Raw genomic sequence first — 24,891 nt, 5'->3', positions numbered from 1 at the left:
GGCAGCCTGTCCATATCGCGGGGGGTGGCGCGCAGACCTGTCCTGACGTGCGACATTGCCGCGCGAGGTCGGGACGAATGTGACGAAAGCCTTGTCTGTGACGTGCCGCGTTGCGACGATCTGCCTGCGTTCCTGCCACCGCCCCACCGGCGCGTCCCCGGACCCGCCGGACCGAGAGGAGTCTGATGACAGCCGCCCGCCGTCCCCCGATCACCGACCCCCGCGTGCGCGCGCTCGTCGCCGCGGCGCGCGCCCCCCGCGGCGCCGGCCTCTCGCGACGCTCCTTCCTGGCGGGCGCGCTCGGCGCCGCCGGGGCAGCCGCCCTGGCCGCGTGCGGCACCGGTCCGACGCCCGGCGGTGGGGCGGGGGCGGCCAACGGGTCCGGCTCCGAGAACCTGGTGCGCTGGGCGAACTGGACCCTGTACCTCGACCAGGACGACAGCGGCACGTCGTACCCCACGCTCGAGGCGTTCCAGGAGGCCTCGGGCATCACGGTCCGCTACGCCGAGGACATCGAGGACAACGACTCGTTCTACGGCAAGGTCCAGGGCCAGCTCGCGAACGGCCAGGACATCGGCCACGACCTCGTCACCCTCACGGACTGGATGGCCGCTCGGCTCATCCGGCTCGGCTACGCCCAAGAGCTCGACCGGTCCAGGATCCCCAACGCGGAGAACATCCTGCCGAACCTCGCCGACGTGGACTTCGACCCCGGCCGCACCCACTCGCTGACCTGGCAGTCGGGCTTCGGCGGCCTCGCCTGGGACACCACCAAGCTCCCCAACGGCCTGGGCGCCGTCTCGGACCTGTGGGCGCCTGAGCTCGCCGGGCGGGTCGAGGTCCTCTCGGAGATGCGCGACACGATCGGGCTGATCATGCTCGACCAGGGCGTCGACCCGAGCGGCGCGTGGGGGGACGACGAGTTCGGCGCGGCGGTGGCGCTGCTGGAGGACAAGATCTCCTCCGGCCACATCCGCCAGGTCCGGGGGAACTCCTACACCCAGGACCTGGTCTCGGGCGACGCGGTCGCGGTGATCGGCTGGTCGGGAGACATCACCGCGCTGAACTACGAGAACGACGACAGGTTCGAGTTCCGCATCCCCGAGGCCGGCGGCACGCTGTGGAGCGACAACCTGCTGGTGCCCGTGGGCTCCCCGAACAAGGACGGCGCGGAGTCGCTGATCGATTACTACTACGACCCCGAGGTCGCCGCGCAGGTGGCCGCCTGGGTGAACTACATCACGCCGGTGCAGGGCGCGCGGGAGGCGATGGCGGAGATCGATCCCGAGCTCGCGGACGACCAGCTGATCTTCCCGGACGAGGACACGCTCGACCAGGTGAAGGTCTTCCGCAGCCTCACGCCCGACGAGGAGGAGCGCTACAACGGCCAGTTCCTCGACGTCATCGGCGCCTGAGGTCCTCACGATGACCACGACGGTGCCCGCGCGGCACACCACCACGCCCGCACCGGCCGGCGCGGCCCTCGAGGTCGTCGGCGTGACCAAGCGCTTCGGCGCCTTCGTCGCCGTCGACGACCTGACGCTCACCGTGCCGTCCGGCTCGTTCTTCGCCTTGCTGGGGCCCTCCGGCTGTGGCAAGACCACCACCCTGCGCATGGTCGCCGGGCTCGAGCAGCCCACCGTGGGCTCCATCTCGATCGGCGGGCGCGACGTGACGGGCGCTCGTGCGCACCAGCGCCCCGTCAACACGGTCTTCCAGAGCTACGCGCTGTTCCCGCACCTGACCGTCGCCGAGAACGTCGGGTTCGGCCTGCGCAGGCGGCGCGTGGCCGACGTGGCGGCCCGGGTCGCGGAGGGCCTGGACCTCGTGGAGCTCGGCCACCTCGCCGACCGCCGCCCCGCGCTGCTCTCGGGCGGCCAGCAGCAGCGGGTCGCGCTCGCGCGGGCGCTCGTGAACCGTCCCGCCCTGCTGCTGCTCGACGAGCCGCTGGGAGCCCTCGACCTCAAGCTCCGCCGCCAGATGCAGCTCGAGCTCAAGCGCATCCAGACGGAGGTGGGCTTGACGTTCGTGCACGTCACGCACGACCAGGAGGAGGCCATGACCATGGCCGACACGGTCGCGGTGATGAACAAGGGCCAGATCGAGCAGATGGGCGCGCCCGCCGAGCTGTACGAGCACCCGCGCACAGCCTTCGTCGCGAACTTCCTGGGGCGGTCCAACCTGGTGCCGGGCACGGTCGTCGAGCGGCTCGACGGGGACTTGCTGGGGGTCGACGTCGGCGGCGTGCGGGTCAGGGTGCCCGCGGCGCGGGCGGTCCGGGCCGAGGGAGCCGTGCTGGTCGGCGCCCGGCCCGAGAAGATGCGCCTGCTCGCCGAGGGCGAGGAGCCCGCGGCGACGGAGAACGCCGTGGGGCCAGGAACCGTCGTCGACGTGTCGTTCACCGGGGTCAGCACGCAGTACGAGGTTCGCGTCCCGGGCCTGGGCACGTTCGGCGTGTTCGCTCAGAACCTGTCCGGCCGGGCCGGCGCCGCGCCCGGCGACCAGGTGCGCCTGGCGTGGGCGGTCGACTTCACCTTCGGCCTCGACGGGCGCGACGACGCTGCCGAGGGCGTCGCCGACCTGGACCTCGAGCCGTGAGCCTGGCCGTCGCGCTGGGGGAGGGCGGCGGTCCGCCCCCGGCGGCGTCCCGTCCGACGCGCACGCGCGGGCACCGGCCGCTGCTGCTCCCAGGGCTGGCCTACCTGGCGCTCTTCTTCGTGGCGCCCGTGGCCGTCCTCCTGGCGACCTCGCTGTACGTGCCGGTCCCGGGTGGGGACGTCGGCCAGTACCAGCCGGCGCTGCACGGGCAGAACTACGTCGACGCCCTGGCCAAGTTCTGGCCCCAGCTCGTGCGGTCCTTCGGCTTCGCCCTCATGGCCACCCTCGCCGCGCTGGCCATCGGGTACCCGATGGCCTACGCCATCGCGGTGCGCGCCCGTGGCCGCCGCCTGCTGCAGGGCTTGCTGCTGGTCCTCGTCGTGGCGCCCTTCTTCACCAGCTTCATCCTGCGCACGATCGCGTGGAAGCAGATCCTGGCCGACGACTCATTCGTCGTCGCCGCGCTGCACTGGCTGCACCTGCTCCCGCCCGGCGGGCGCCTCACGGCGACGCCCTTCGCGGTCGTGTGCGGCCTGACGTACAACTTCCTGCCCTTCATGGTGCTGCCCATCTACGCGAGCCTGGAGCGGCTCGACCCGCGCATGCTCGAGGCCGGCGCCGACCTGTACGCGTCGCCGTTCACGACGTTCCGCACCGTCACCCTGCCGCTGTCCATGCCGGGGGTGGTCGGCGGCACGCTGCTGACGTTCATCCCCGCCTCGGGGGACTACGTGAACTCCTCGCTCCTGGGCAACAACACCAACACCTCGATGATCGGCCAGGTCATCGACGCCCGGTTCTTCAAGGTGCTCGACTACCCGACGGCCGCCGCGCTGTCCGTGGTGCTCATGGTGGCGATCCTCGTGCTGGTGGGCGCCTACGTGCGCCGTTCGGGGACGGAGGAGCTGCTGTGAGCACCGCCGTCGAGCCCGTGCGCGCCGCCCCCCCGCGACCGCGCCCGGCCCGCCAGGGACCGCGCAGGGGGCAGCGGTGGCGGCTGGGCGAGGCCCTCGTCCCCGTCATCGCCGGGCTGGCCTTCCTCTACCTGCTGGTGCCCGTGGCGTACACGGTCGCGTTCTCGTTCAACGACGCGGGCAAGTCGAACCTCGTGTGGCGCGGCTTCACCCTCGACGCGTGGCGGAACCCGTGCGGGGCCCCCCAGGTGTGCGAGGCGTTCGCGCACTCGCTCCAGGTCGGCGTCGCCTCGACCGTCATCGCCACGGCGCTCGGCACCCTGCTCGCCATCGCGCTGGTCCGGTTCCGCTTCCGGGGCCGCCCGCTGGTCAACCTGCTGGTCTTCCTGCCGATGTCCACCCCCGAGGTGGTGCTCGGCGCGGCGCTGCTCGCCCAGTTCCTCTCCCTGCGGGTGCAGCTCGGGTTCACCACGGTGGTCATCGCGCACGTCATGTTCTGCATCAGCTTCGTGGTGGTCACGGTCAAGGCGAGGGTGGCGAGCCTCGATCCGGCGCTCGAGGAGGCCGCGGCGGACCTGTACGCCACGCCGTGGCACGCCTTCTGGCGGGTGACCTTCCCGCTGCTGCTGCCCGGCATCGCGGCCGCCGCGCTGCTGGCCTTCAGCCTCAGCTTCGACGACTTCATCATCACCAACTTCAACTCGGGCGCGTTCACCACGTTCCCCAAGTTCGTCTACGTGTCGGCCGCCCGGGGCATACCGCCGCAGGCGAACGTCATCAGCTCGTTCATGTTCGTCCTCGCGCTCGTCCTGGTGGTCGTCTTCCAGGTCGTGAGCTCGGTCCGCGCCGGCAGACGCCAGCGTGGTTGACCCCCGCGCGGGCGCCATGCCCCGCGACGGCTCCCGGAGGTGTGGCTCGTGCGGATCCTGGTGATCGGCAGTGGCGGTGTCGGCGACGCGGTCGCGCGCATCGCCGCGCGCCGAGAGTTCTTCGAGCTGCTCGTCGTGGCCGACGTCGACCCCGGGCGCGCCGAGCGCACCGTCGCGGCCGCCCGCAAGCACGACGTGGGTGTGGACCGCTTCCGGTCGGCGACGGTGGACGCCTCCGACCCGGCGTCGGTCGAGGCGCTGGCGCGCGAGCACGGCGCCACGCACGTCCTGAACGCCGTGGACCCCCGCCTGGTGATGCCGATCTTCACCGGCGTGCTCGCCGCGGGAGCCCACTACCTCGACATGGCCATGTCGTTGTCCCGTCCGCACGCCGAGCGCCCCCACGAGTTGCCCGGGGTCAAGCTCGGGGACGAGCAGTTCGCGCTCGCGGGCTCGTGGGTCGACGCCGGGCGCCTGGCGCTCGTGGGGATCGGCGTGGAGCCGGGCCTGTCCGACGTGCTCGCGCGGTACGCCTCCGACCACCTCTTCTCCCACATCGACGAGCTCGGCGTGCGGGACGGGGCGAACCTCGTGGTGCGCGGGCCGGAAGGCGACCCGGTGTTCGCCCCGTCGTTCTCCATCTGGACCACCATCGAGGAGTGCCTCAACCCGCCGGTGGTCTGGTCTGCCGATCGGGCCGAGGCGGGCGCCGGGCTCGAGGACGGGTGGCACACCGTGCCGCCCTTCCACGACCCCGAGGTCTTCGACTTCCCCGAGCCCATCGGGCCGGTGGAGTGCGTCCACGTGGAGCACGAGGAGGTCCTCCTGATGCCGCGGTGGCTGGACGCGCGCACGGTGACGTTCAAATACGGGCTGGGCGAGGAGTTCATCGGCGTGCTGCGGACGCTGCACCGGTTGGGCCTCGACTCCACCGAGCCGGTGTCGGTGCGGGGCGCGCAGGTCAGCCCCCGCGACGTGGTCGCCGCGGTGCTGCCCGATCCGGCGACCATCGGCCCGCAGATGACCGGCTCGACGTGCGCCGGCGTGCTCGTGACGGGGACGGGGCTGGACGGCGCCCCCCGCGAGGTGTACCTCCACCACATCGTCGACAACGCCTGGTCCATGGCGGAGTACGGCGCGCAGTGCGTGGTGTGGCAGACAGCGGTGAACCCCGTGATCGCGCTCGAGCTTCTGGCGGCCGGGACCTGGCAGGGGGTGGGGGTTCTCGGCCCGGAGGCGTTCCCGCCCGAGCCGTTCCTGGACCTGCTGGCTGCCCCCGAGCCAGCGGGGTACGGGTCGCCCTGGGCGTTGCAGGAGCGGCCGCCGCGCGCGGCGGCCGGCTGAGCGGGGAAGTCACGTCCCGCCTGGTGTTCGGTGATTGTCTGCTGTGACATGTTTTGCCACTATCCACGGTGACCGGGGCCGCCACGCGCGGCTCCATGTCGCCCACCTTCGGCGCGCCGCACGGGCCTGCCGGCCGAGAGGAGCCTGATGACCCCCCGCCGTCGTCCCCCCATCACGGACCCGAGGGTGCGCGCGCTGGTGCGCGCCGCCCGCACACCTCGGGGCAACGGGCTCTCGCGGCGGGGCTTCCTGCTCGGAGCCGTCGGCGCGGCTGGTGTGGGAGCGCTCCTAGCAGCCTGCGGGACCGACGAGGAGACGGCGGAGCCCGCAGTGGTCGACCGCTCCGACGAGGAGCGCCTGCTGCGGTGGGCCAACTGGGTCGCCTACCTCGACGAGGACGACAGCGGGGCGTCTCCCTCCCTGCGGGCGTTCGAGGGCACGACCGGGATCCGGGTCGAGTACTCGACGGCGATCGAGGACAACGAGTCCTTCTACGCCCTCGTCGAGGACCGCCTCGCCGCCGGGGCGGACATCGGCTACGACATCGTCACCGTGACCGACTACCTCGCGGCCAGGCTCATCCGGCTCGACTACGCGCAGCGCCTGGACAAGGCTCGGATGCCGCACGCGGAGAACCTGGCGCCAGGGCTCAAGGGCGTCGACTTCGACCTCGGGCGGAGCCGCTCGCTGACCTGGCAGTCGGGGTTCGCGGGCATCGCGTGGGACAAGGAGGCCCTGCCGCGCGGGCTGCGCTCGGTCTCCGACCTGTGGGCGCCGGAGCTCGAAGGGCAGGTCTCGCTGCTCTCCGAGATGCGCGACACGATGGGCCTGCTGATGCTCGAGGAGGGCGTCGACCCGTCCGGGACCTGGGGCAACGACGAGTTCTACGGCGCCCTGGAGGTCTTGCGGGAGAAGGTCGAGAGCGGCCACGTCCGCGAGGTCGTGGGCAACTCGTACATGGACTCGCTGGCGTCCGGGGCGTCGGTGGCCGCGATCGCGTGGTCGGGGGACATCACCGAGCTCAACGCCGAGCACGGGGACCGGTTCGAGTTCGTCATCCCCGAGGCCGGCGGGACGCTGTGGAGCGACAACCTGGTGGTGCCCGTCGGGTCGGCGCACCGGTCCAACGCCGAGGACCTCATGGACTACTACTACCAGCCGGACGTCGCGGCGCAGGTCGCCGCCTTCGTCAACTACATCTCTCCCGTCGAGGGCGCGCAGGAGGCGATGCTGGCGATCGACCCGGAGCTCGCCGCGGACCCGATGCTCTTCCCCGACGACGAGACACTGCGGCGCGTGAGCGTGTTCCGCACCCTCGAGCCGGACGAGGACGAGCGGTTCAGCAACGAGTTCTTCGCCGCCGCCGGGCTCTGAGGCGCCGAGGGCGCGCGGCGTCAGGCGGGCAGGGCCCGCAGCGCGCCCGCCAGCACCTCCACGCCGTCCTCGAGCAGCGGGCGCCCGATCACCAGGGGCGGCAGAAGGCGCACCACGTTCCCCCACGTGCCGCATGTGAGCACCAGCACACCGGCCGCCGCGCAGGCCCGGGCCACCTGCGCGGCGGCGGCGCGGTCCGGCTCGAGCGTGCCCGGCCGCACCAGCTCGACCGCGAGCATCGCGCCCCGGCCGCGGAGCTCGGCGACGGCGGGGGAGGCGTCGGCCACCGGCTCGAGGCCAGCGCGCACCACGGCCTCGATCGCGCGGGCGGCGCCCACCAGGTCCAGGCTCTCGAACAGCGCCATCGACGCCAGGGCCGCCGCGCAGGCCACCGGGTTGCCGCCGAACGTGCCGCCCAGTCCGCCCGGGTGCACCGCGTCCATCAGGTCCGCCCGCCCGGTGACCGCGCCCAGCGGCAGGCCGCCCGCGATGCCCTTCGCCGTCGCGATCAGGTCGGGCACGACCCCCTCGTGCTCGCAGGCGAACATGGCGCCGGTGCGCGCGAACCCGGTCTGGACCTCGTCGACCACCAGGACGATGCCGTGCGCCTGCGCCCAGGCGGCCATCGCGGGGAGGAAGCCGGGAGCCGGGACCACGAAGCCGCCCTCGCCCTGGATGGGCTCGACCACGAGCGCGGCGACCCGATCGGCGCCCACCATGCGCTCCGCGACGTCGATGGCCCGCGCGGCCGCCTCGGCGCCCGTCATCCCGGCGGGATCCCGCAGCGGGTAGGAGGTCGGGACGCGGTAGACCTCGCCGGCGAACGGGCCGAAGCCGGTCTTGTAGGGCATGGCTCGGGCGGTCATGGCCATCGTGAGGTTGGTGCGCCCGTGGTACGCGTGGTCGAGCACGAGGACCGCGTCCCGCCCGGTTGCCCGTCGGGCCGTCTTGACGGCGTTCTCCACGGCCTCCGCGCCCGAGCTCACGAGCACCGACCGCTTCTCGTGGGTCCCGGGGGTGAGCTCGGCGAGCCGCTCGCACACCTCCACGTACTCCTCGTACGGGCTGACCATGAAGCACGTGTGCGTGAAGTCGGCCGCCTGGGCCGCCACCGCCGCGACCACCTCGGGCGCGGCGGCTCCGACCGAGGTCACCGCGATGCCCGAGCCCAGGTCGACCAGGCGGTTGCCGTCGACGTCCTCCACGATCGCGCCGCTGGCGCGGGCCACGTACACCGGCAGCACGGAGGAGACCCCGGCGGCGACCGCCGCGGCGCGCCGCCGGGCGAGGGCCATCGAGCGCGGGCCGGGGATCGCGGTCAGGACGGATCGGCTCTGCGCGAGGGCAGGTGGCGCGGATGTCGTCGACATGGGTGGAACGTAGTGGGCTGATGGGCGCCGCGGAAGCCCTCGGACGACGGATGCCGCGAACCTGCCGGGCGCAGCAGGCCAGGCGGGGGCGACAAGCGGCCCGCAGCCCGCAGGTGGGGCAGAATCCCCTCATGGGACGGTGGCGCGGGGCTGCGGTGGACGGCCGGGCCGGAGGCCGTGTGCTGGGCGACGTCGACGTCGCCCGCGCGATCGACGTCTGCGCGCTGGACCCGGTCGCGTCCATCCTGGCGACCGCCCGCATCGAGACGGCCGCCCGGGTGGGCCTGCGCGCCGCAGGCGGCCAGCTCTGGGGCTTCGAGGCCGACGGCGTCCTCACCGCGGTGTGCTGGGCCGGCGCGAACCTGGTGCCCGTGGTGCCCGACGGCGACCCGGCGGCGCTGGACGCCTTCGCCGCGATGGGTCGGGCCCAGGGCCGCCGCTCGTCCTCGATCGTCGGGGAGGCCGCCATGGTGCTGGGCCTGTGGGAACGCCTCTCCGAGCACTGGCCGCGGGCGCGGGAGGTGCGGGCCGACCAGCCGTCCCTGGTGATCTCGGGCGACCCGGTCGTGGCGCCGGACCCGCGGGTGCGGCGGACGACCACCGCCGACTACGACGCCGTGCTGCCGGCGTGCGTGCGCATGTTCGTCGAGGAGGTGGGCTACTCGCCGGTCTCCGGGAGCGGCACGGGCCCCTACGAGACGCGGGTGCGCACGCTCATCGCCGAGGGATGGTCGTTCGCGCGGTTCGAGGACGGCCACGGCTCCCGCCGCCCTGGAGGGGTGGTGTTCAAGGCCGAGCTGGGCGCCGTGGCCGGGGGAGTGGCCCAGGTCCAGGGGGTGTGGGTCAACCCCGCCCGGCGCGGCGAGGGCCTGTCGAAGTCCGGCATGGCCGCAGTCGTCCAGGCCGCACGCCGCGACATCGCACCGGTGGTGTCGCTGTACGCGAACCACTACAACGAGCGCGCGCTCGCGGCGTACCGCGCCGTCGGGTTCGAGCAGGTGGGGACGTACGCGACCGTCCTGTTCTAGCCCGGCGGGATCGCTCGACCGGCCCGCTCGGCTCAGCGCAGCAGCCGGGACATCCTCCGGTCCGCCAGCGGCCGGCCCCCGGTCTGGCAGGTGGGGCAGTACTGCAGCGAGGAGTCGGCGAACGACACCTCGTGCACCGTGTCGCCGCAGGGCGTCCCGTCGGCGCCCGGGCACGGCTGCCCGGTGCGCCCGTGCACCCGCATGCCGCGCCGTTTGGCGTCCTTGAGCTCCGCCGCGGGCTGGCCGGTCGCGGCCGCCACCGCGTCGCCGAGCACCCCCACCACGGCGTGGTGCAACGCGGCCGTGCGCTCGGCGTCGAAGGAGCGCGTCGGGGCGAACGGGCTCATCCGCGCGGCGTGCAGGATCTCGTCGGAGTACGCGTTGCCGATGCCGGCGATCGTCCCCTGGTCCCGCAGCAGCCCTTTGACCTGCTGGTTGCGGGCGGCGAGGAGATCGCCGAGCCGCTCGATGGTGAACTCGCCGGACAGCGGCTCGACGCCCAGGGTCGCGATCGCGGGCACCTCGGCGGGGTCGGCGACGATGTGCACGGCGAGCCGCTTGCGGGTGCCCGCCTCGGTGAGGTCGAAGCCCGACCCGTCGTCGAGCCGCACCCGCAGGGCGATGGGCGAGCGGCCCGGGCGGAGGGGCGTGCGGGGCGACTGCTCGCTCCAGCGGAGCCAACCGGCCCGCGCCAGGTGGGTGACGAGGTGCGGCGCCGTGCCGGGGCCGGTCGTCGCGCCCTCGGCGGACAGGGTGAGGTCGATCCACTTGCCGTGCCGGGACACGTCCTCGACGCGCCGGCCGACGAGCGCCTCGGGCGCGGGGGAGAAGGTCTTCAGCGCGCTGATCGTGCCCACTTCGACGCCCGTCACGGCGCGTCCGCCGGCGCGCGCGCGCAGGAAGGAGGCCAACGCGTCGACCTCGGGCAGCTCGGGCACGAGGACATCGTCGCGCAGCCCGCCCACCCCGCGCACGGCGGGGCGCCGCGGGGCCGCGCACGGGGCGCCCATCTCGCAGCACTAGGCTCAGCGCATGCTGCTTCGCCTGTCCACGCTCTTCGTCCGCACCCTGCGAGAGGACCCGGCCGACGCCGAGGTCGCGAGCCACCGGCTCCTCGTCCGAGCCGGGTACATCCGCCGTGCCGCCCCCGGCATCTACACCTGGCTGCCGCTCGGGCTGCGTGTGCTGGCGAAGGTGGAGCAGGTCGTCCGCGAGGAGATGGACGCGGCCGGCGCCCAGGAGGTCCACTTCCCGGCGCTGCTGCCCAAGGAGCCCTACGAGGCCACCGGGCGCTGGGCCGAGTACGGCCCCAACATCTTCCGGCTCAAGGACCGCAAGGGCGGGGACTACCTCCTGGCGCCGACGCACGAGGAGATGTTCACGCTCCTGGTCAAGGACCTGTACTCGTCGTACAAGGACCTGCCGCTCGCGCTGTACCAGATCCAGACGAAGTACCGCGACGAGGCCCGCCCTCGTGCCGGGCTGATCCGCGGGCGCGAGTTCATCATGAAGGACGCGTACTCCTTCGACCTCGACGACGAGGGCCTCGAGGCGTCGTACCAGCGCCAGCGCGACGCCTACCAGCGGATCTTCAACCGCCTGGGCCTCGAGCACGTCATCGTCGCAGCGACGTCCGGGGCCATGGGCGGCTCGCGCAGCGAGGAGTTCCTGCACCCGACGGCGATCGGCGAGGACACCTTCGTCCGCTCGCCCGGCGGCTACGCGGCCAACGTCGAGGCGGTCACCACGGTGGTCCCCGAGGCCCTGCCGTACGACGACGCCCCCGCCGCGCACGTCGAGGACACCCCCGACACGCCCACCATCGACTCGCTGGTGGCTGTGGCCAACGAGCGCTTCCCGCGCGCCGAGGGCGCGTGGACCGCGGCCGACACGCTGAAGAACGTCGTCCTCGCCCTGGTGCAGCCCACCGGCGAGCGCGAGCTCGTCGTGATCGGCCTGCCGGGCGACCGCGAGGTGGACCTGAAGCGCCTCGAGGCCGCTGTGGCGCCCGCCGAGGTCGAGCCCGCGGTCGACGCCGACTTCGCCGCGCACCCCGAGCTCGTCAAGGGCTACATCGGCCCCAAGGCCCTCGGCCCGAACGCCGGCGTCGACGAGGACGGCCGCTCGCTGGGCGTCCGCTACCTGCTCGACCCGCGCGTGGTCCCCGGCACCCGGTGGATCACCGGCGCCAACGAGCCCGGCCGCCACGTCTTCGACCTCGTCGCGGGCCGCGACTTCACCGCAGACGGGGTGGTCGAGGCCGCGGAGGTCCGCGCGGGCGACCCGGCGCCAGACGGCTCCGGCCCGCTCGAGCTGGCGCGCGGCATCGAGATCGGCCACATCTTCGCCCTGGGGCGCAAGTACGCCCAGGCCCTCGGGCTGACCGTGCTGGACCAGAACGGCAAGTCCCAGGTGGTCACGATGGGGTCCTACGGCATCGGGGTCACCCGCGTGCTGGCGGCCCTCGCCGAGGCCAACCATGACGACAAGGGCCTGGCCTGGCCCGCCGGCGTCGCCCCCGCGCACGTCCACGTCGTCGCCACCGGCAAGGACGCGGCGGTGTTCGCGGCCGCCGAGGAGCTCGCGACAAGCCTGTCCGCCCGCGGCGTCGAGGTGCTCTACGACGACCGGCCGAAGGTCTCGCCCGGCGTGAAGTTCGCCGACGCCGAGCTGTTCGGCGTCCCGCTGGTGGTCGTGGTCGGCCGTGGACTGGCCGACGGCGTCGTCGAGGTGCGACCGCGCGTGGCCGGCCCCGACGGGCCGGCTGCCGAGCAGGTGCCCGTCGAGCAGGCGGCAGATCGCGTGGTCGAGCTCGTGGGTGCGCTGCTGGCCTGAGCGCCTCGCCCAGCCGCTGACGACAACCGCGAGCCGCAGCCCGACCGCCCGAGGTGAGGGGCGGTCGGGCTGCGGCGCGTGGCGGCACGGCCTCTGGCGCGCGGCGCCACACCGCTCAGCGGTGCTCCGCGGGTCGGGGGTGCTCGGCAGGGTCAGCCGCGCGTTGCGCGCGCGGGCGGGCTCAGCCCAGGGAGACCGGGGCCGCCTGCTCCGGCAGGCCCGGGAACGCGATCGGCGGGGCGCCCCACGCCGCCGCGTCGGCGGTCGCCTGCCGCAGGGCGTCCACCGCCGACGAGCGGGTGCCGGGCGCCGCCTCGGCGACGAGGTTCGCGTAGCCGGCGGTCAGGGACGTCTCGACGGCGCGGGCGAGGTCGACCGCGACGGCCGGATCGTCCAGGCCGGCGGGGAGCGCGTAGGCGGCCCGGCGCGGGTCGGACCCGGCGGAGCCCAGCCCCGACGCGTCGGCCCACACCTGGGCCCTGGCGCGGTGCGCGGCAGCCTGGTGCTGTGCCAGCGCTCGCTGCTCGTCGGCGAGCTTGGCGGCGATCACCTCGAAGGCGTACCCGGCCTCGTCCTCGGCGAGGACCAGGGACGACAGGACGGGCAGGTCCACCGCGCCAGGCTCGGGAGCGGTGTCGAACGTCGCCGCCGCGCCGGCGGGGGCGTCGACGCCCAGCGCTGCCGCGAGCCGCGCGGTCTGGTCGGCGCGCGAGGCGGCCACCGAGGCGAGGAGCCGCCCGAGCGCCCCCGAGCTGACGGCGTCGGCGTCGGCGCGCGCCGTCAGGGCGGTGACCCCGAGCAGGGCGAGCACGTCCTGCGGCGTCACCAGGGGCGGCGCCGAGGACGACGGCCCTGTCTCCGCGCCGGCGGGCTCCAGGCCCGAGACGTACACGCCGCCGAGCTGGTCGGAGTGCAGGTCGGCGAACACCGCGACCTGGTCGAGCGCCTCCGCCACGGCGGCGTCCTCCGCGGCCGGGGCCAGCGCCGCCAGCCGCGCGTGCTCGGCCAGCGCCACGGCGTCGTCCACAGCCCTGCTGCGCGCCAGCTCGGTGGCGTCCGGCTGGCGGGGCTGCGGCGCCGGCGTCTCGAGACGAAGGTCACATCCGCTGAGCAGCAGCACAGCGGCGAGCGCCGCGACGGCGAGCCGGAGCACGCCTGCGGGCCTGCCCAGAGCAGGGCGGGCGGTCTGGGTGTGGCGGGTCGCGGTCATCGCGGTGATCCTGCCACGACTGCGGCACGGTCCGGCGGGAGCACGCGGACTCGTTACGCTGGTCCCACACAACAACACAGGGTCGACACCACGCAGGTGACCCGCTGGAGCCGACAGGAGGCGATCATGCCCGCGCCAGCAACAGCGCAACGGGTCCGGGACGTCGTGGAACCACTCGTGAGCGCCGCAGGGCTCGTGCTCGAGGACGTCGAGGTGGTCCGGGCCGGGAAGTCGTCGATCGTGCGGATCCTGGTCGACCTCGAGGAGGACGCGGTCGGCGGCCTGGACCTCGAGGACGTGGCCGAGGTGTCGCAGGCGATCTCCACCGCGCTGGACGACGCCGCGGTCGTGGGCGGCGAGCACACGTTGGAGGTGTCGAGCCCCGGTGTGGGCCGCGCGCTCACCGAGCGCCGCCACTTCACGCGTGCCCGCGGCCGCATGATGACGCTGACCCGCACGGACGGCTCGCCGCTGCGCGGGCGGCTCGACGACGTGGACCGCACGGCGCCCGACGCCGCGGTCCTGGTCCTGACCCCCGAGACCCCCGGGGTCAAGGGGCGCCCGCCACGGGTGGGGACGCCGGTCCGGGTGCCGCTCGCGGAGGTCCGCGACGGCCGGGTCGAGGTGGAGATGGGACGGCTCGCCGAGGTGTCCGACGACGAGGACGACGACGCGCAGGACGCGACGTCGGCAGGACAGGAGAGCTGACGTGGACATCGACATGCAGGCGCTGAGGATGCTGGAGCGCGAGCGCGACATCAGCCTGGACGTGCTGGTCTCGGCGATCGAGCAGGCGCTGCTCTCCGCCTACCACCGGACGCCGGGCGCGCAGGCGTCCGCCCGGGTCGAGCTGGACCGCGCCTCGGGCCACGTCACGGTGTGGGCCCGCGAGGAGATCACGCAGGCCGCGCCCGAGGGCGACGGCGAGGTCGACGCGACGCCGCCGTCAGTGGTGCTCGGTCCCGAGTTCGACGACACCCCTGCCGGCTTCGGCCGGATCGCGACCGCGACCGCGCGCCAGGTCATCGTGCAGCGGCTGCGGGACGCCGAGGACGACCAGGTGCTCGGCGCCTTCCGGGGCATGGAGGGCGAGGTGCTCGGCGGGGTGATCCAGCAGGGCCGCGACCCCCGCGTCGTGCTCGTCGAGGTGCGGGGCACGGAGGCCGTGCTCCCCGCCCACGAGCAGGTGCCGACCGAGGAGTACGTGCACGGCGAGCGGCTGCGCGCGTTGGTGCTCGAGGTGGCGCGCGGCTCCAAGGGCCCGCAGATCACGCTCTCGCGGACGCACCCGAACCTGGTCCGACAGCTGTTCGCGCTCGAGGTCCCCGAGGTGGCGGACGGGTCGGTGGAGATCATGTCCATCGCCCGCGAGGCCGGCCACCGGACGAAGATGGCCGTGCGGACCCGGGTGCAGGGGCTCAACGCGAAGGGCGCCTGCATCGGCCCGATGGGCGCCCGCGTCCGTGCCGTCATGTCCGAGCTGCACGGCGAGAAGATCGACATCGTCGACCACTCGGACGACCCTGCGGAGATGGTCGCCCACGCGCTGTCGCCGGCGCGGGTGCTCTCGGTCACGGTGGTGGACCCGGTGGCCCGCGCCGCCAGGGTGATCGTCCCCGACTACCAGCTGTCGCTGGCGATCGGCAAGGAGGGCCAGAACGCCCGCCTCGCGGCCAAGCTCACGGGCTGGCGCATCGACATCCGGTCTGACGCGGCCGAGGCCGCCGCGGCGGGCCAGGACGACGCGACGGGTCAGGATGCCGGCTCCGGTCACAGCCGGTGACACGGCGCGGTAGACTCTCCGAGGCTGGGCTGGACGCTCGGCTCTCCTCCTCGAGCAATCAACGCTCCGCCACGTCGAGTGGTGGGCCGGTGCGCACGTGCGTGGGGTGCCGGTCGGCCGACCTGAGGTCGGTCCTGTTGAGGACGGTCGTCCAGACGGACGGCGCGGGGAGACCCGTGCTGGTCGTCGACGTCGACCGACGTCTGCCGGGCCGGGGGGCGTGGCTGCACCCCGATCCTCGTTGCCTTGAGCTCGCTGAACGCCGACGTGCGTTCCCGCGTGCCCTGCGAACCGCAGGGCCGCTGGACGTCCAGCCGGTGCAGGCGCACCTCGAGGCCGCAGGGCATCACCAGCTCCCGGGTCCGAGCCCGGAAGCGTAGAACCGTCGACATGGGAAGCGGGTTTGAGAAGCCGATGGCTGCCCGATGAGCACGCACCGATGAGTACCCAGCGATGAGTACCCAGCACTAACGACGGTCCGACCTGTCTGGGCGGACCGAGACAGGAGAGATGTGGCCAAGGTCCGCGTCTACGAGCTCGCCAAAGAGCTCGGCGTTGAAAGCAAGACCATCATGACCAAGCTGGGCGAGCTCGGAGAGTTCGTCCGGTCGGCGTCCTCGACCATCGAGCCGCCGGTCGTCCGCAAGCTGCGCGACCTCTACCCGGTCGGCGCGGCTCCCGCGCCGAAGGCAGCGGCGCCCCGCCCGTCGGCGCCTGCGGCGCCGGCCCCGACCCCCGCCCCCGCAGCGGCTCCCGCGCCGTCGGCGCCCGCACCGGCTCCCGCCGCTGAGGCGCCGAAGCCGGCCGCCGCTCCGGCTGCTGCCCCTGCCCCTGCTCCGGCTGCGCCCGCCGCTCCTGCGGCGCCCGCGCCCGCCGAGCGTCCGGCGGCATCCGCCCCGGCGCGTCCGCAGTCCGCGGCGCCCGGCGCGCGTCCCGGCCCGCGCCCCGCTCCCGCGGCGCCCGCCCGATCCGGCGGCCCGCGCCCGGGCAACAACCCGTTCGCACCGTCGCAGGGCATGCCCCGCGGCGGCCAGGACCGCCAGGACCGCCAGGGTGGCGGCGGCCAGGGCGGCCCCCGCCCCGGCGGCCCGCGTCCCGGCAACAACCCGTTCGCGCCCTCGCAGGGCATGCCGCGACCGGGTGAGCGTCGCAACGACAACGCCGCCCCGGCGGCCTCCGGCGCGCCTGCTGGCACGGGGGAGCGCTCCGGCGGTCCCCGTCCCGGCGGCCCGCGCCCCAACCCCGGCATGATGCCGGGCCGCAGCTCGAGCGGCGTCGGCCGCCCGGGCGAGCGCCCGAGCCCCGGTGGCCGTCCTGGTGGCGGTCGTCCCGGTGGCGGCGGTGGCGGCTTCGCCGGTCGTCCCGGCGGCCCCGGTGGCGCCGGTGGCGGCCCCGGTGGCGGTGGCGGCGGCTTCGCCGGTCGTCCCGGCGGCGGTGGCCGTCCGGGTGGCGCCGGCCGTGGCAGCACGCAGGGCGCCTTCGGCCGCGCTGGAGGGCGCCCCGTCCGTGGGCGCAAGTCCAAGCGGGCGAAGCGCCAGGAGTTCGAGCAGATGCAGGCCCCCTCGCTGGGTGGCGTGCAGGTCCCGCGCGGCAACGGCAAGACGGTCGTCCGCCTGCGCCACGGCTCCTCGCTCAACGACTTCGCGGACAAGATCGACGCGAACCCCGCCAGCCTGGTCACGGTGCTGTTCCACCTCGGTGAGATGGCGACCGCGACGCAGTCGCTCGACGAGGACACGTTCGGCACGCTCGCCCAGGAGCTGGGCTACGTCATCGAGATGGTCTCGGCCGAGGAGGAGGACCGCGAGCTGCTCGGGGCCTTCGACATCGACCTGGACGCCGAGCTCGCGGAGGAGGGCGACGACGAGCTGCAGGCGCGGCCGCCGGTCGTCACCGTCATGGGCCACGTCGACCACGGAAAGACCAAGCTCCTCGACGCGATCCGTCGCACGGACGTCGTCGCCGGCGAGGCGGGTGGCATCACCCAGCACATCGGCGCCTACCAGGTGCGCGCCGAGCACGAGGGCGTGGACCGCGCCATCACGTTCATCGACACCCCGGGCCACGAGGCGTTCACCGCCATGCGTGCCCGTGGCGCGCAGGTCACCGACATCGCGATCCTCGTGGTCGCGGCCGATGACGGCGTGATGCCGCAGACCATCGAGGCGCTCAACCACGCCCAGTCGGCCGGTGTGCCGATCGTCGTGGCCGTGAACAAGGTGGACAAGGAGGGGGCCAACCCCGCCAAGATCCGCCAGCAGCTCACCGAGTACAACCTGGTGGCCGAGGAGTACGGCGGCGACACGATGTTCGTCGACGTCTCGGCGAAGCAGCACCAGGGCATCGACCAGCTGCTCGAGGCCGTGCTGCTCACCGCGGACGCCTCGCTCGACCTGCGGGCCAACCCCGACAAGGACGCGCGTGGTGTGGCGATCGAGGCCAACCTGGACAAGGGCCGCGGCGCCGTCGCGACCGTCCTGGTCCAGTCCGGCACGCTGCACGTCGGTGACGCGATCGTCGCCGGCACGGCGCACGGCCGCGTCCGGGCGATGTTCGACGAGCACGGCAACGCGCTGACCGAGGCTGGCCCGGCACGTCCGGTCATGGTCCTCGGCCTCGCGTCGGTGCCGAGCGCCGGCGACACGTTCCTGGTGGCCCCTGACGAGCGCACCGCCCGTCAGATCGCCGAGAAGCGCGAGTCCGCCGAGCGTGCGGCCCTCCTGGCCAAGCGCCGCAAGCGCATCAGCCTCGAGGACTTCACGCAGGCGCTGCAGCAGGGCAAGGTCGAGACGCTCAACCTGGTCATCAAGGGCGACGTCTCCGGCGCCGTCGAGGCGCTCGAGGACGCGCTGCTCAAGATCGACGTGGGCGAGGGTGTCGACCTGCGGGTCATCCACCGCGGCGTCGGCGCGATCACGCAGAACGACGTCAACCTCGCGACCGTGGACAACGCGGTCATCGTCGGGTTCAACGTCAAGTTCGGCGAGCGTGTCGAGGAGCTCGCGGAGCGCGAGGGTGTGGACGTCCGGTTCTACTCGGTCATCTACCAGGCCATCGACGACGTCGAGGCCGCCCTCAAGGGCATGCTCAAGCCGGAGTACGAGGAGGCGCAGCTCGGCACCGCCGAGGTGCGCGAGGTGTTCCGCTCCTCCAAGTTCGGCAACATCGCTGGCTCGCTGGTCCGCTCCGGCGAGATCCGGCGCAACACCAAGGCCCGCGTGCTCCGCAACGGCAAGGTCATGGGGGACAACCTCACGATCGAGTCGCTCAAGCGGTTCCGGGACGACGCGACCGAGGTCCGCGAGGGTTACGAGTGCGGTATCGGGCTCGGCTCCTACAACGACGTCGAGATCGGTGACGTCATCGAGACGTGGGAGCTGCGCGAGAAGCCTCGCAAGTAGCTGACAGACGCCAGGTGGCCCGTGCCCTCGGGTGCGGGCCACCTGGCGTCTGCGGACAACCAGCCCTCGACTGAGGGCGTTCGACGGAGAAAGGCTGGGCATCATGGCTGACCATGGCCGCGCGAGGAAGCTCGCCGAACGGATCCAGCAGATCGTCGCGCGGATGCTCGACACGCGGGTCAAGGACCCGCGGCTGGGCTTCGTCACGATCACGGACGTCCGGGTGACGGGCGACCTGCAGAGCGCGAGCGTCTTCTACACCGTGTATGGCGACGAGGAGGCTCGTGCCGGGACGGCCGCCGCGCTCGAGAGCGCCAAGGGGCTGATCCGCTCCGAGGTGGGCAAGCAGACGGGCATCCGGCTCACGCCGACGCTCGAGTTCCACCTGGACGCCGTCCCCGAGACGGCCGCGCACCTGGACGCCGCTCTCCATGAGGCGGCGCGCAGGGACGCCGAGGTCGCGGCACTGGCCGCGGCGGCGCAGTACGCCGGCGACGCGGACCCGTACCGCAAGCCGGTCGAGGACGACGACGAGGGCGACGAGCCCGAGTCCGCCCGCGACTGAGACCACGCACGACACGGCCGGCCCGGAGGCGCGCACTCGCGCAGCCTCCGGGCCGTTCCCGCACCACCTGCGAACCGAAGGACGACCGCGTGAGATCCACCGACCCGGCAGCGCGCCCGCCCCGCCGCCCCACCGCGGCCGACGGGCTGGTCGTCGTCGACAAGCCTGCCGGCTGGACGAGCCACGACGTCGTGGCCCGCATGCGCCGCCTGGCGGGCACCCGCAAGGTCGGGCACGCGGGCACGCTCGACCCCATGGCCACCGGGGTGCTGGTGCTAGGCGTCGGCCGTGCGACCCGGCTGCTGACCTACGTGGTGGGCGCCGACAAGGAGTACACCGCGACGATCCGGCTCGGGGTGCGCACCACGACGGACGACGCCGAGGGCGAGCTGGTCGCCGCGGTCGACGCCGGCTCCGTGGCGCGGGAAGCCGTCGAGGCGGGCGTCGCGGCGCTCACCGGCCAGATCCAGCAGGTCCCGAGCTCGGTCAGCGCGATCAAGATCGACGGCCAGCGGGCGTACGCCCGGGTCCGGGCGGGGGAGCAGGTCGAGATCGCCGCGCGCCCGGTCACGGTGAGCCGGTTCTCGCTCGACGCGGCCCGGGTGGTCCCGGCCACGGCGGATGCTCCCGCCGCGCTCGACCTGGACGTCACGGTGGTCTGCTCGTCGGGCACGTACATCCGCGCGTTGGCCCGGGACCTCGGGGAGTCGCTGGGCGTGGGCGGCCACCTCACCGCGCTGCGCCGCACGCGCGTGGGCGGGTACCCGATCGCCGCCGCGCGCACCCTGGAGCAGCTCGAGGAGTGGCCCGCGGACGTGCCGCTCGACGTGCTGCCGCTCGCCGAGGCCGCGCGCGCCACGTTCCCTGTCCGCGACCTCACGGGCGACGAGGCCAGGGCGCTGTCCTACGGCAAGCGGATCGAGGCCGCGCCCGCGGAGTCCGAGCCGGTCGCGGCGATCTCGCCCGAGGGCGAGCTGGTCGCGCTGCTCGAGAGCCGCGGCGGGCACGCGTGGCCGACGCTCGTGTTCGCGCCGGCCTGAGCGGCTGAGCGAGCCTGACGGCCTTCCCGTCGGTCAGCGGGGCGGGCTCGCTGGCGGGCCCGGGTCCAGCGGCGGGCCCGGGTCCAGCAGGAAGCGCAGGATGGCGGTGAGCGACAGTCCGTCGCCCAGCCGCCCCTCGAGCACGAGGCGCCGCACGTCCTCGAGCGGGACCCATTCGACGCTCTCCGCCTCGCTCGGGTCCGAGGGCGGGCCCTCATGCGTGGCGCCGTCGGCGACGAACACGTGGAAGGCCTGGTCGCTGAGCCCGTTCGTGGGGTGGTAGCTCACGAGCGGGGTGAGCGGGCCGGGCCGCCAGCCCGTCTCCTCGAGCACCTCGCGGGCGGCGGCCTGCGCCGGGGTCTCCCCGGGGTCGACGCGCCCGGCGGGGATCTCCCACCCCCAGGTGTCGGTGATGAAACGGTGCCGCCACAGCAGCAGGACCCCGAGGTCCGGGTCGCGCACGACCGTGCCAGCGGCCGCCGCGGGCATCCGCACGACGTGGTGCTCGAGACGTCCGTGACCGGGCACCTCGACGTCCACGAGCGCCAGCCGCACCCACGGGCTGTCGTAGACGGTCCGCTCCCCGAAGGTCTGCCAGCGCATGCGCCGACCTTACGCGGGCGGGGGAGGCCCCGGAGCGTGGCAGGCTTGTCCTGGCGTCCATGACGCCGTGTCGAGAACCCCTGAGGAGAGCACGTGCACCGCTGGACCGACCTTGCCGAGGTCCCGGACGGCTTCGGGCCGTCGGTCGTGACGATCGGCAACTTCGACGGGGTGCATCGCGGCCACGTGGGCGTGCTGACCCGGATGGTGGCCGACGCCCGCGCGGCGGGCGCCCAGGCGGTCGCCGTGACGTTCTCCCCGCACCCGCAGCAGGTGCACCGTCCCGACGAGGCGCCCCCGCTCCTGACCGGCGACACCGACAGGCTCGAGCTGCTCGCCGAGACCGGGCTCGACGCCGTGCTCATGCTCGAGTACACCCTGGACTTCGCCCGCCAGACGCCCGAGCAGTTCGTCGAGCGCTACCTGGTCCGGGCCCTCGGCGCGCGCACCGTGGTGGTCGGGCGCGACGTGCGGTTCGGGTGGGGCAACGAGGGCGACCTGTCGACGATGGTGGCGCTCGGCGAGCGCCACGGGTTCACCGTCGAGGTGATCGAGGACGTCGCGCCGGAGGACGGCGCGGGCGACGGCGCGGGGGAGGAATCCGAGCAGCGGCGCCTCGAGGAGCCGCTGCGACGGCGCTGGTCGTCGACCTGGGTGCGCGAGCTCCTCGAGGCAGGAGACGTCCGGCAGGCGGCGCGGGTGCTGGGACGCCCGCACCGCATCCGCGGGGTCGTGGTGCACGGCGACGCCCGCGGCCGCGAGCTCGGGTTCCCCACGGCCAACCTCTCACCGGAGGCCACGGGCATGGTCCCCGCAGACGGCGTGTACGCGGGCTGGCTGCGCCGGGCGACCCTGCCCGCCGGCGCCCCCGACAAGGTGCTGCCCGCGGCGGTCTCGATCGGCACGAACCCGACCTTCGAGGGCCTGGCTCGCCGGGTGGAGGCCTACGTGCTCGACCGCACCGACCTCGACCTGTACGGCGAGGAGGTCGTGCTGGAGCTGGTCGAGCGGCTGCGCCCGACGCTGCGGTTCGACGGGATCGAGGAGCTGGTGGCGCACATGCACGAGGACGTCGCCCGCGTGCGGGAGGTCCTGGCCGGGGTCGCGGACGAGGACTGACGGCCGGGGTGCCGCCCGATGCGTTCCACCTGGTAACATCACAGGGCCGTCAGAACGGCCGCGGAACGAGAGCGCCCGGGTGGACATGCCCCGGAGCACCGCGCAACGAGACACATCTGGAGAACCGTGCCCCTCGACAGTGCCACCAAGCAGTCCATCATGACCGAGTACGCCACCCACGAGGGTGACACAGGCTCCCCCGAGGTCCAGATCGCGATGCTGACGCAGCGCATCAAGGACCTCACCGAGCACCTCAAGGAGCACAAGCACGACCACCACAGCCGGCGTGGCCTGCTGCTGCTGGTCGGCCAGCGTCGTCGCCTCCTGGGCTACCTGCAGAAGGTTGACATCAACCGCTACCGCAGCCTGATCGAGCGGCTCGGCCTGCGCCGCTGACGCTCACGACCAGCCCGGACCCCGACGGGTCCGGGCTGGTCCCGCGTCGGGCCCGTAGCGTCCCGGCGCGCAGCACCTGACACCCACTGCGCCGCCCGGCTCGTCCGGTCCTCGGTAGTGGCGTCCGGAGGCGCAAGGCCTCTCCGGGTGCCTCGATCGAAGACCGCCGTTGACCCGGCTGGCGCTCGTTCGAGACAGAGGAGGGCACCCATGGAGGGTCCCGAGATCCAGTTCGCCGAGGCAGTGATCGACAACGGTCGCTTCGGCACGCGCACCATCCGCTTCGAGACCGGCCGCATCGCGCGCCAGGCGGCCGGCGCGGCCGTCGCGTACCTCGACGGCGAGACCACGCTCCTGTCGGCCACGACGGCCGGCAAGCACCCCAAGGAGCAGTTCGACTTCTTCCCGCTGACGATCGACGTCGAGGAGCGGCAGTACGCCGCCGGCAAGATCCCCGGCTCGTTCTTCCGCCGCGAGGGCCGCCCCTCGACCGACGCGATCCTCGCGTGCCGGCTCGTCGACCGCCCGCTGCGCCCCCTGTTCGTCAAGGGCCTGCGCAACGAGGTCCAGGTCGTCATCACCGTGCTCTCGATCCACCCGGACGACGCGTACGACGTCCTCGCGATCAACGCCGCGTCGATGTCCACCCAGATCTCCGGCCTGCCGTTCTCCGGCCCGGTCGGCGCGGTCCGGATCGCGCTCGTCGACGGCCAGTGGGTCGCCTTCCCGCGCTACTCCGAGCGCGAGCGCGCCACGTTCGACATGGTCGTCGCCGGCCGTGCCGTCGGTGACGACGTCGCGATCGCGATGATCGAGGCTGAGGCGCCCGAGGCGTCCTGGAACATCATCAAGAACGAGGGCGGTGTCGCCCCGACCGAAGAGGTCGTGGCCGCTGGCCTCGAGGCCTCGAAGCCGTTCATCAAGGTCCTCGTCGAGGCGCAGCGCGCGCTCGCCGCGAAGGCCGCCAAGGAGACCCAGGTCTTCCGGGTGTTCCCCGAGTACCTGCCCGACGCGTACGACGCGGTCGCCGCGGTCGCCGAGGCCCCGATCGGCGAGGCGCTGACCATCGCTGACAAGCAGGACCGCGAGACGCGCCTCGACGAGGTCAAGGCCGACGCCATCGAGCGGCTGTCGGGCGAGTTCGCCGGCCGCGAGAAGGAGCTGTCCGCGGCGATCCGCGCGATCACCAAGAAGCTCATCCGCCAGCGCATCCTCACGGACGGCTTCCGCATCGACGGCCGTGGCCTGCGGGACATCCGCACGCTCTCGGCCGAGGTCGAGGTGCTGCCCCGCGTGCACGGCTCGGCGATCTTCGAGCGCGGCGAGACGCAGATCATGGGCGTCACGACCCTGAACATGCTGCGCATGGAGCAGCAGCTCGACACGCTCTCCCCGGAGACGCGCAAGCGCTACATGCACAACTACAACTTCCCGCCGTACTCGACCGGTGAGACGGGTCGCGTCGGCTCCCCGAAGCGCCGCGAGATCGGCCACGGCGCCCTCGCCGAGCGCGCGATCATGCCTGTCCTGCCGAGCCGCGAGGAGTTCCCTTACGCGATCCGCCAGGTCTCCGAGGCGCTGGGCTCGAACGGCTCGACGTCCATGGGCTCGGTCTGCGCCTCGACGCTGTCGCTGCTCAACGCGGGCGTGCCGCTGCGCGCCCACGTCGCCGGCATCGCCATGGGCCTGGTCTCCGACACGGTGGACGGCCAGACCCGCTACGCGGCGCTTACCGACATCCTCGGCGCCGAGGACGCGTTCGGCGACATGGACTTCAAGGTCGCCGGCACGCGCGAGTTCGTCACCGCGATCCAGCTCGACACGAAGCTCGACGGCATCCCCGCGTCGGTGCTCAGCGACGCGCTGACGCAGGCGAAGGAGGCTCGCCTGGCGATCCTCGACGTGCTCAACGAGGCGATCGACGTCCCGGACGAGATGTCGCCGTTCGCCCCGCGCGTGATCTCGGTGCAGGTCCCGGTCGACAAGATCGGCGAGGTCATCGGCCCGAAGGGCAAGATGATCAACCAGATCCAGGCGGAGACCGGCGCGGACATCTCGATCGAGGATGACGGCACGGTCTACATCGGCGCCACCGACGGCCCGTCGGCGGAGGCCGCGCGCGCGGCGATCAACGCGATCGCCAACCCGCACATGCCGGAGATCGGCGAGCGCTTCGTCGGCACCGTGGTCAAGACCACGACCTTCGGCGCGTTCATCTCGCTCTCGCCGGGCAAGGACGGGCTGCTGCACATCTCGCAGATCCGCAAGCTCGTCGGCGGCAAGCGCGTCGAGAACGTCGAGGACGTCCTCGGCGTGGGCCAGAAGGTCCAGGTCGAGATCGGCGAGATCGACCCGCGCGGCAAGCTGTCGCTGCACGCTGTCATCGACGAGCCCGCCGAGGGCTCCGAGGCAGCGGCCGACGCCAGCGCGGCCGACGCCTGA

General features: G+C 73.5%; 21 protein-coding genes. 17 read left to right on the top strand and 4 right to left on the bottom strand.

What is annotated here, in order from left to right; translation table 11 throughout:
- Positions 1-185 precede the first annotated feature (185 nt).
- The 6 genes from NP064_RS10255 (at position 186) to NP064_RS10230 (ending at position 7,099) form a co-directional block, all read left to right on the top strand.
- Entirely contained in the window at positions 186-1,415 is a 1,230-nt protein-coding gene (locus NP064_RS10255) for a polyamine ABC transporter substrate-binding protein (protein WP_227569759.1), read from the top strand.
- A gap of 10 nt (positions 1,416-1,425) precedes the next feature.
- Entirely contained in the window at positions 1,426-2,598 is a 1,173-nt protein-coding gene (locus tag NP064_RS10250; RefSeq protein ID WP_227569760.1) for an ABC transporter ATP-binding protein, read from the top strand.
- Positions 2,595-3,512, top strand: coding sequence for an ABC transporter permease (locus NP064_RS10245; protein WP_227569761.1), 918 nt, complete (start codon positions 2,595-2,597; stop codon positions 3,510-3,512). Before NP064_RS10250 ends, NP064_RS10245 begins: the two co-directional genes overlap by 4 nt.
- A gap of 83 nt (positions 3,513-3,595) precedes the next feature.
- Complete coding sequence (locus NP064_RS10240) at positions 3,596-4,381, top strand: ABC transporter permease (protein ID WP_227569781.1); 786 nt, start codon at positions 3,596-3,598, stop codon at positions 4,379-4,381.
- Between the two features lie 48 nt (positions 4,382-4,429).
- Complete coding sequence (locus tag NP064_RS10235; RefSeq protein ID WP_227569762.1) at positions 4,430-5,725, top strand: saccharopine dehydrogenase family protein; 1,296 nt, start codon at positions 4,430-4,432, stop codon at positions 5,723-5,725.
- Positions 5,726-5,872: 147 nt separating this feature from the next.
- Positions 5,873-7,099, top strand: a complete 1,227-nt coding sequence (locus tag NP064_RS10230) for an ABC transporter substrate-binding protein (RefSeq protein WP_227569763.1) — start codon at positions 5,873-5,875, stop codon at positions 7,097-7,099.
- Between the two features lie 20 nt (positions 7,100-7,119).
- Here the strand turns inward: NP064_RS10230 and gabT are convergent, their stop codons facing one another.
- Positions 7,120-8,469, bottom strand: coding sequence for a 4-aminobutyrate--2-oxoglutarate transaminase (gabT, locus tag NP064_RS10225; RefSeq protein WP_227569764.1), 1,350 nt, complete (start codon positions 8,467-8,469; stop codon positions 7,120-7,122).
- 131 nt (positions 8,470-8,600) lie between these two features.
- Here gabT and NP064_RS10220 point away from each other — a divergent pair, with 131 nt between their 5' ends.
- On the top strand, positions 8,601-9,497 hold the full coding sequence (locus NP064_RS10220) for a GNAT family N-acetyltransferase (RefSeq protein ID WP_227569765.1): 897 nt from the start codon (positions 8,601-8,603) through the stop codon (positions 9,495-9,497).
- Positions 9,498-9,529: 32 nt separating this feature from the next.
- Here NP064_RS10220 and NP064_RS10215 read toward each other — a convergent pair whose 3' ends face one another.
- The gene (locus NP064_RS10215; RefSeq protein ID WP_227569782.1) at positions 9,530-10,435 is read right to left on the bottom strand and encodes an Fpg/Nei family DNA glycosylase; all 906 of its coding nucleotides are present in this window, start codon (positions 10,433-10,435) and stop codon (positions 9,530-9,532) included.
- 94 nt (positions 10,436-10,529) lie between these two features.
- Between NP064_RS10215 and NP064_RS10210 the strand changes: the two genes are divergently transcribed.
- The gene (locus tag NP064_RS10210; protein WP_227569766.1) at positions 10,530-12,332 is read left to right on the top strand and encodes a proline--tRNA ligase; all 1,803 of its coding nucleotides are present in this window, start codon (positions 10,530-10,532) and stop codon (positions 12,330-12,332) included.
- 181 nt (positions 12,333-12,513) lie between these two features.
- Here the strand turns inward: NP064_RS10210 and NP064_RS10205 are convergent, their stop codons facing one another.
- On the bottom strand, positions 12,514-13,542 hold the full coding sequence (locus tag NP064_RS10205; protein ID WP_227569767.1) for a DUF4439 domain-containing protein: 1,029 nt from the start codon (positions 13,540-13,542) through the stop codon (positions 12,514-12,516).
- Between the two features lie 126 nt (positions 13,543-13,668).
- On the opposite strand from NP064_RS10205, the gene rimP reads away from it, so the two are divergent.
- The 6 genes from rimP to truB all read left to right on the top strand — a co-directional run bounded on the left by rimP (position 13,669) and on the right by truB (position 20,331).
- Entirely contained in the window at positions 13,669-14,250 is a 582-nt protein-coding gene (gene rimP / locus NP064_RS10200) for a ribosome maturation factor RimP (RefSeq protein WP_227569768.1), read from the top strand.
- Position 14,251: 1 nt separating this feature from the next.
- Positions 14,252-15,325 (top strand): transcription termination factor NusA, encoded by a 1,074-nt coding sequence (nusA, locus tag NP064_RS10195; RefSeq protein ID WP_227569769.1) that lies wholly within the window; start codon positions 14,252-14,254, stop codon positions 15,323-15,325.
- Positions 15,322-15,705: a YlxR family protein gene (locus tag NP064_RS10190; RefSeq protein WP_308015359.1), complete on the top strand. Its 384-nt coding sequence runs from the start codon at positions 15,322-15,324 to the stop codon at positions 15,703-15,705. The genes nusA and NP064_RS10190 overlap by 4 nt, the downstream gene beginning before the upstream one ends.
- Before the next feature lie 132 nt (positions 15,706-15,837).
- Positions 15,838-18,726: a translation initiation factor IF-2 gene (gene infB, locus NP064_RS10185; RefSeq protein ID WP_227569770.1), complete on the top strand. Its 2,889-nt coding sequence runs from the start codon at positions 15,838-15,840 to the stop codon at positions 18,724-18,726.
- Positions 18,727-18,829: 103 nt separating this feature from the next.
- Complete coding sequence (gene rbfA, locus NP064_RS10180; protein ID WP_227569771.1) at positions 18,830-19,291, top strand: 30S ribosome-binding factor RbfA; 462 nt, start codon at positions 18,830-18,832, stop codon at positions 19,289-19,291.
- Positions 19,292-19,380: 89 nt separating this feature from the next.
- Positions 19,381-20,331 carry a tRNA pseudouridine(55) synthase TruB gene (gene truB, locus NP064_RS10175; RefSeq protein WP_227569772.1) on the top strand — a complete coding sequence of 317 codons (951 nt, stop codon included), beginning with the start codon at positions 19,381-19,383 and terminating at the stop codon, positions 20,329-20,331.
- A gap of 33 nt (positions 20,332-20,364) precedes the next feature.
- Here the strand turns inward: truB and NP064_RS10170 are convergent, their stop codons facing one another.
- A complete protein-coding gene (locus NP064_RS10170) occupies positions 20,365-20,934 on the bottom strand; it encodes an NUDIX hydrolase (protein WP_227569773.1) in 570 nt (189 codons plus the stop codon).
- A 93-nt stretch (positions 20,935-21,027) separates the two neighbouring features.
- On the opposite strand from NP064_RS10170, the gene NP064_RS10165 reads away from it, so the two are divergent.
- From NP064_RS10165 to NP064_RS10155, 3 genes are all read left to right on the top strand, one after another.
- Positions 21,028-22,053 carry a bifunctional riboflavin kinase/FAD synthetase gene (locus tag NP064_RS10165; RefSeq protein ID WP_256813545.1) on the top strand — a complete coding sequence of 342 codons (1,026 nt, stop codon included), beginning with the start codon at positions 21,028-21,030 and terminating at the stop codon, positions 22,051-22,053.
- 126 nt (positions 22,054-22,179) lie between these two features.
- Positions 22,180-22,449, top strand: a complete 270-nt coding sequence (rpsO, locus tag NP064_RS10160) for a 30S ribosomal protein S15 (RefSeq protein WP_066582054.1) — start codon at positions 22,180-22,182, stop codon at positions 22,447-22,449.
- Between the two features lie 210 nt (positions 22,450-22,659).
- Positions 22,660-24,891: a polyribonucleotide nucleotidyltransferase gene (locus tag NP064_RS10155; protein WP_227569775.1), complete on the top strand. Its 2,232-nt coding sequence runs from the start codon at positions 22,660-22,662 to the stop codon at positions 24,889-24,891.

Source organism: Cellulomonas chengniuliangii (genome assembly GCF_024508335.1).
Lineage (GTDB): Bacteria > Actinomycetota > Actinomycetes > Actinomycetales > Cellulomonadaceae > Cellulomonas_A > Cellulomonas_A chengniuliangii.
The sequence above is the reverse complement of the archived record's forward strand: the minus strand, read 5'-3'. Positions and strand labels throughout refer to the sequence as shown.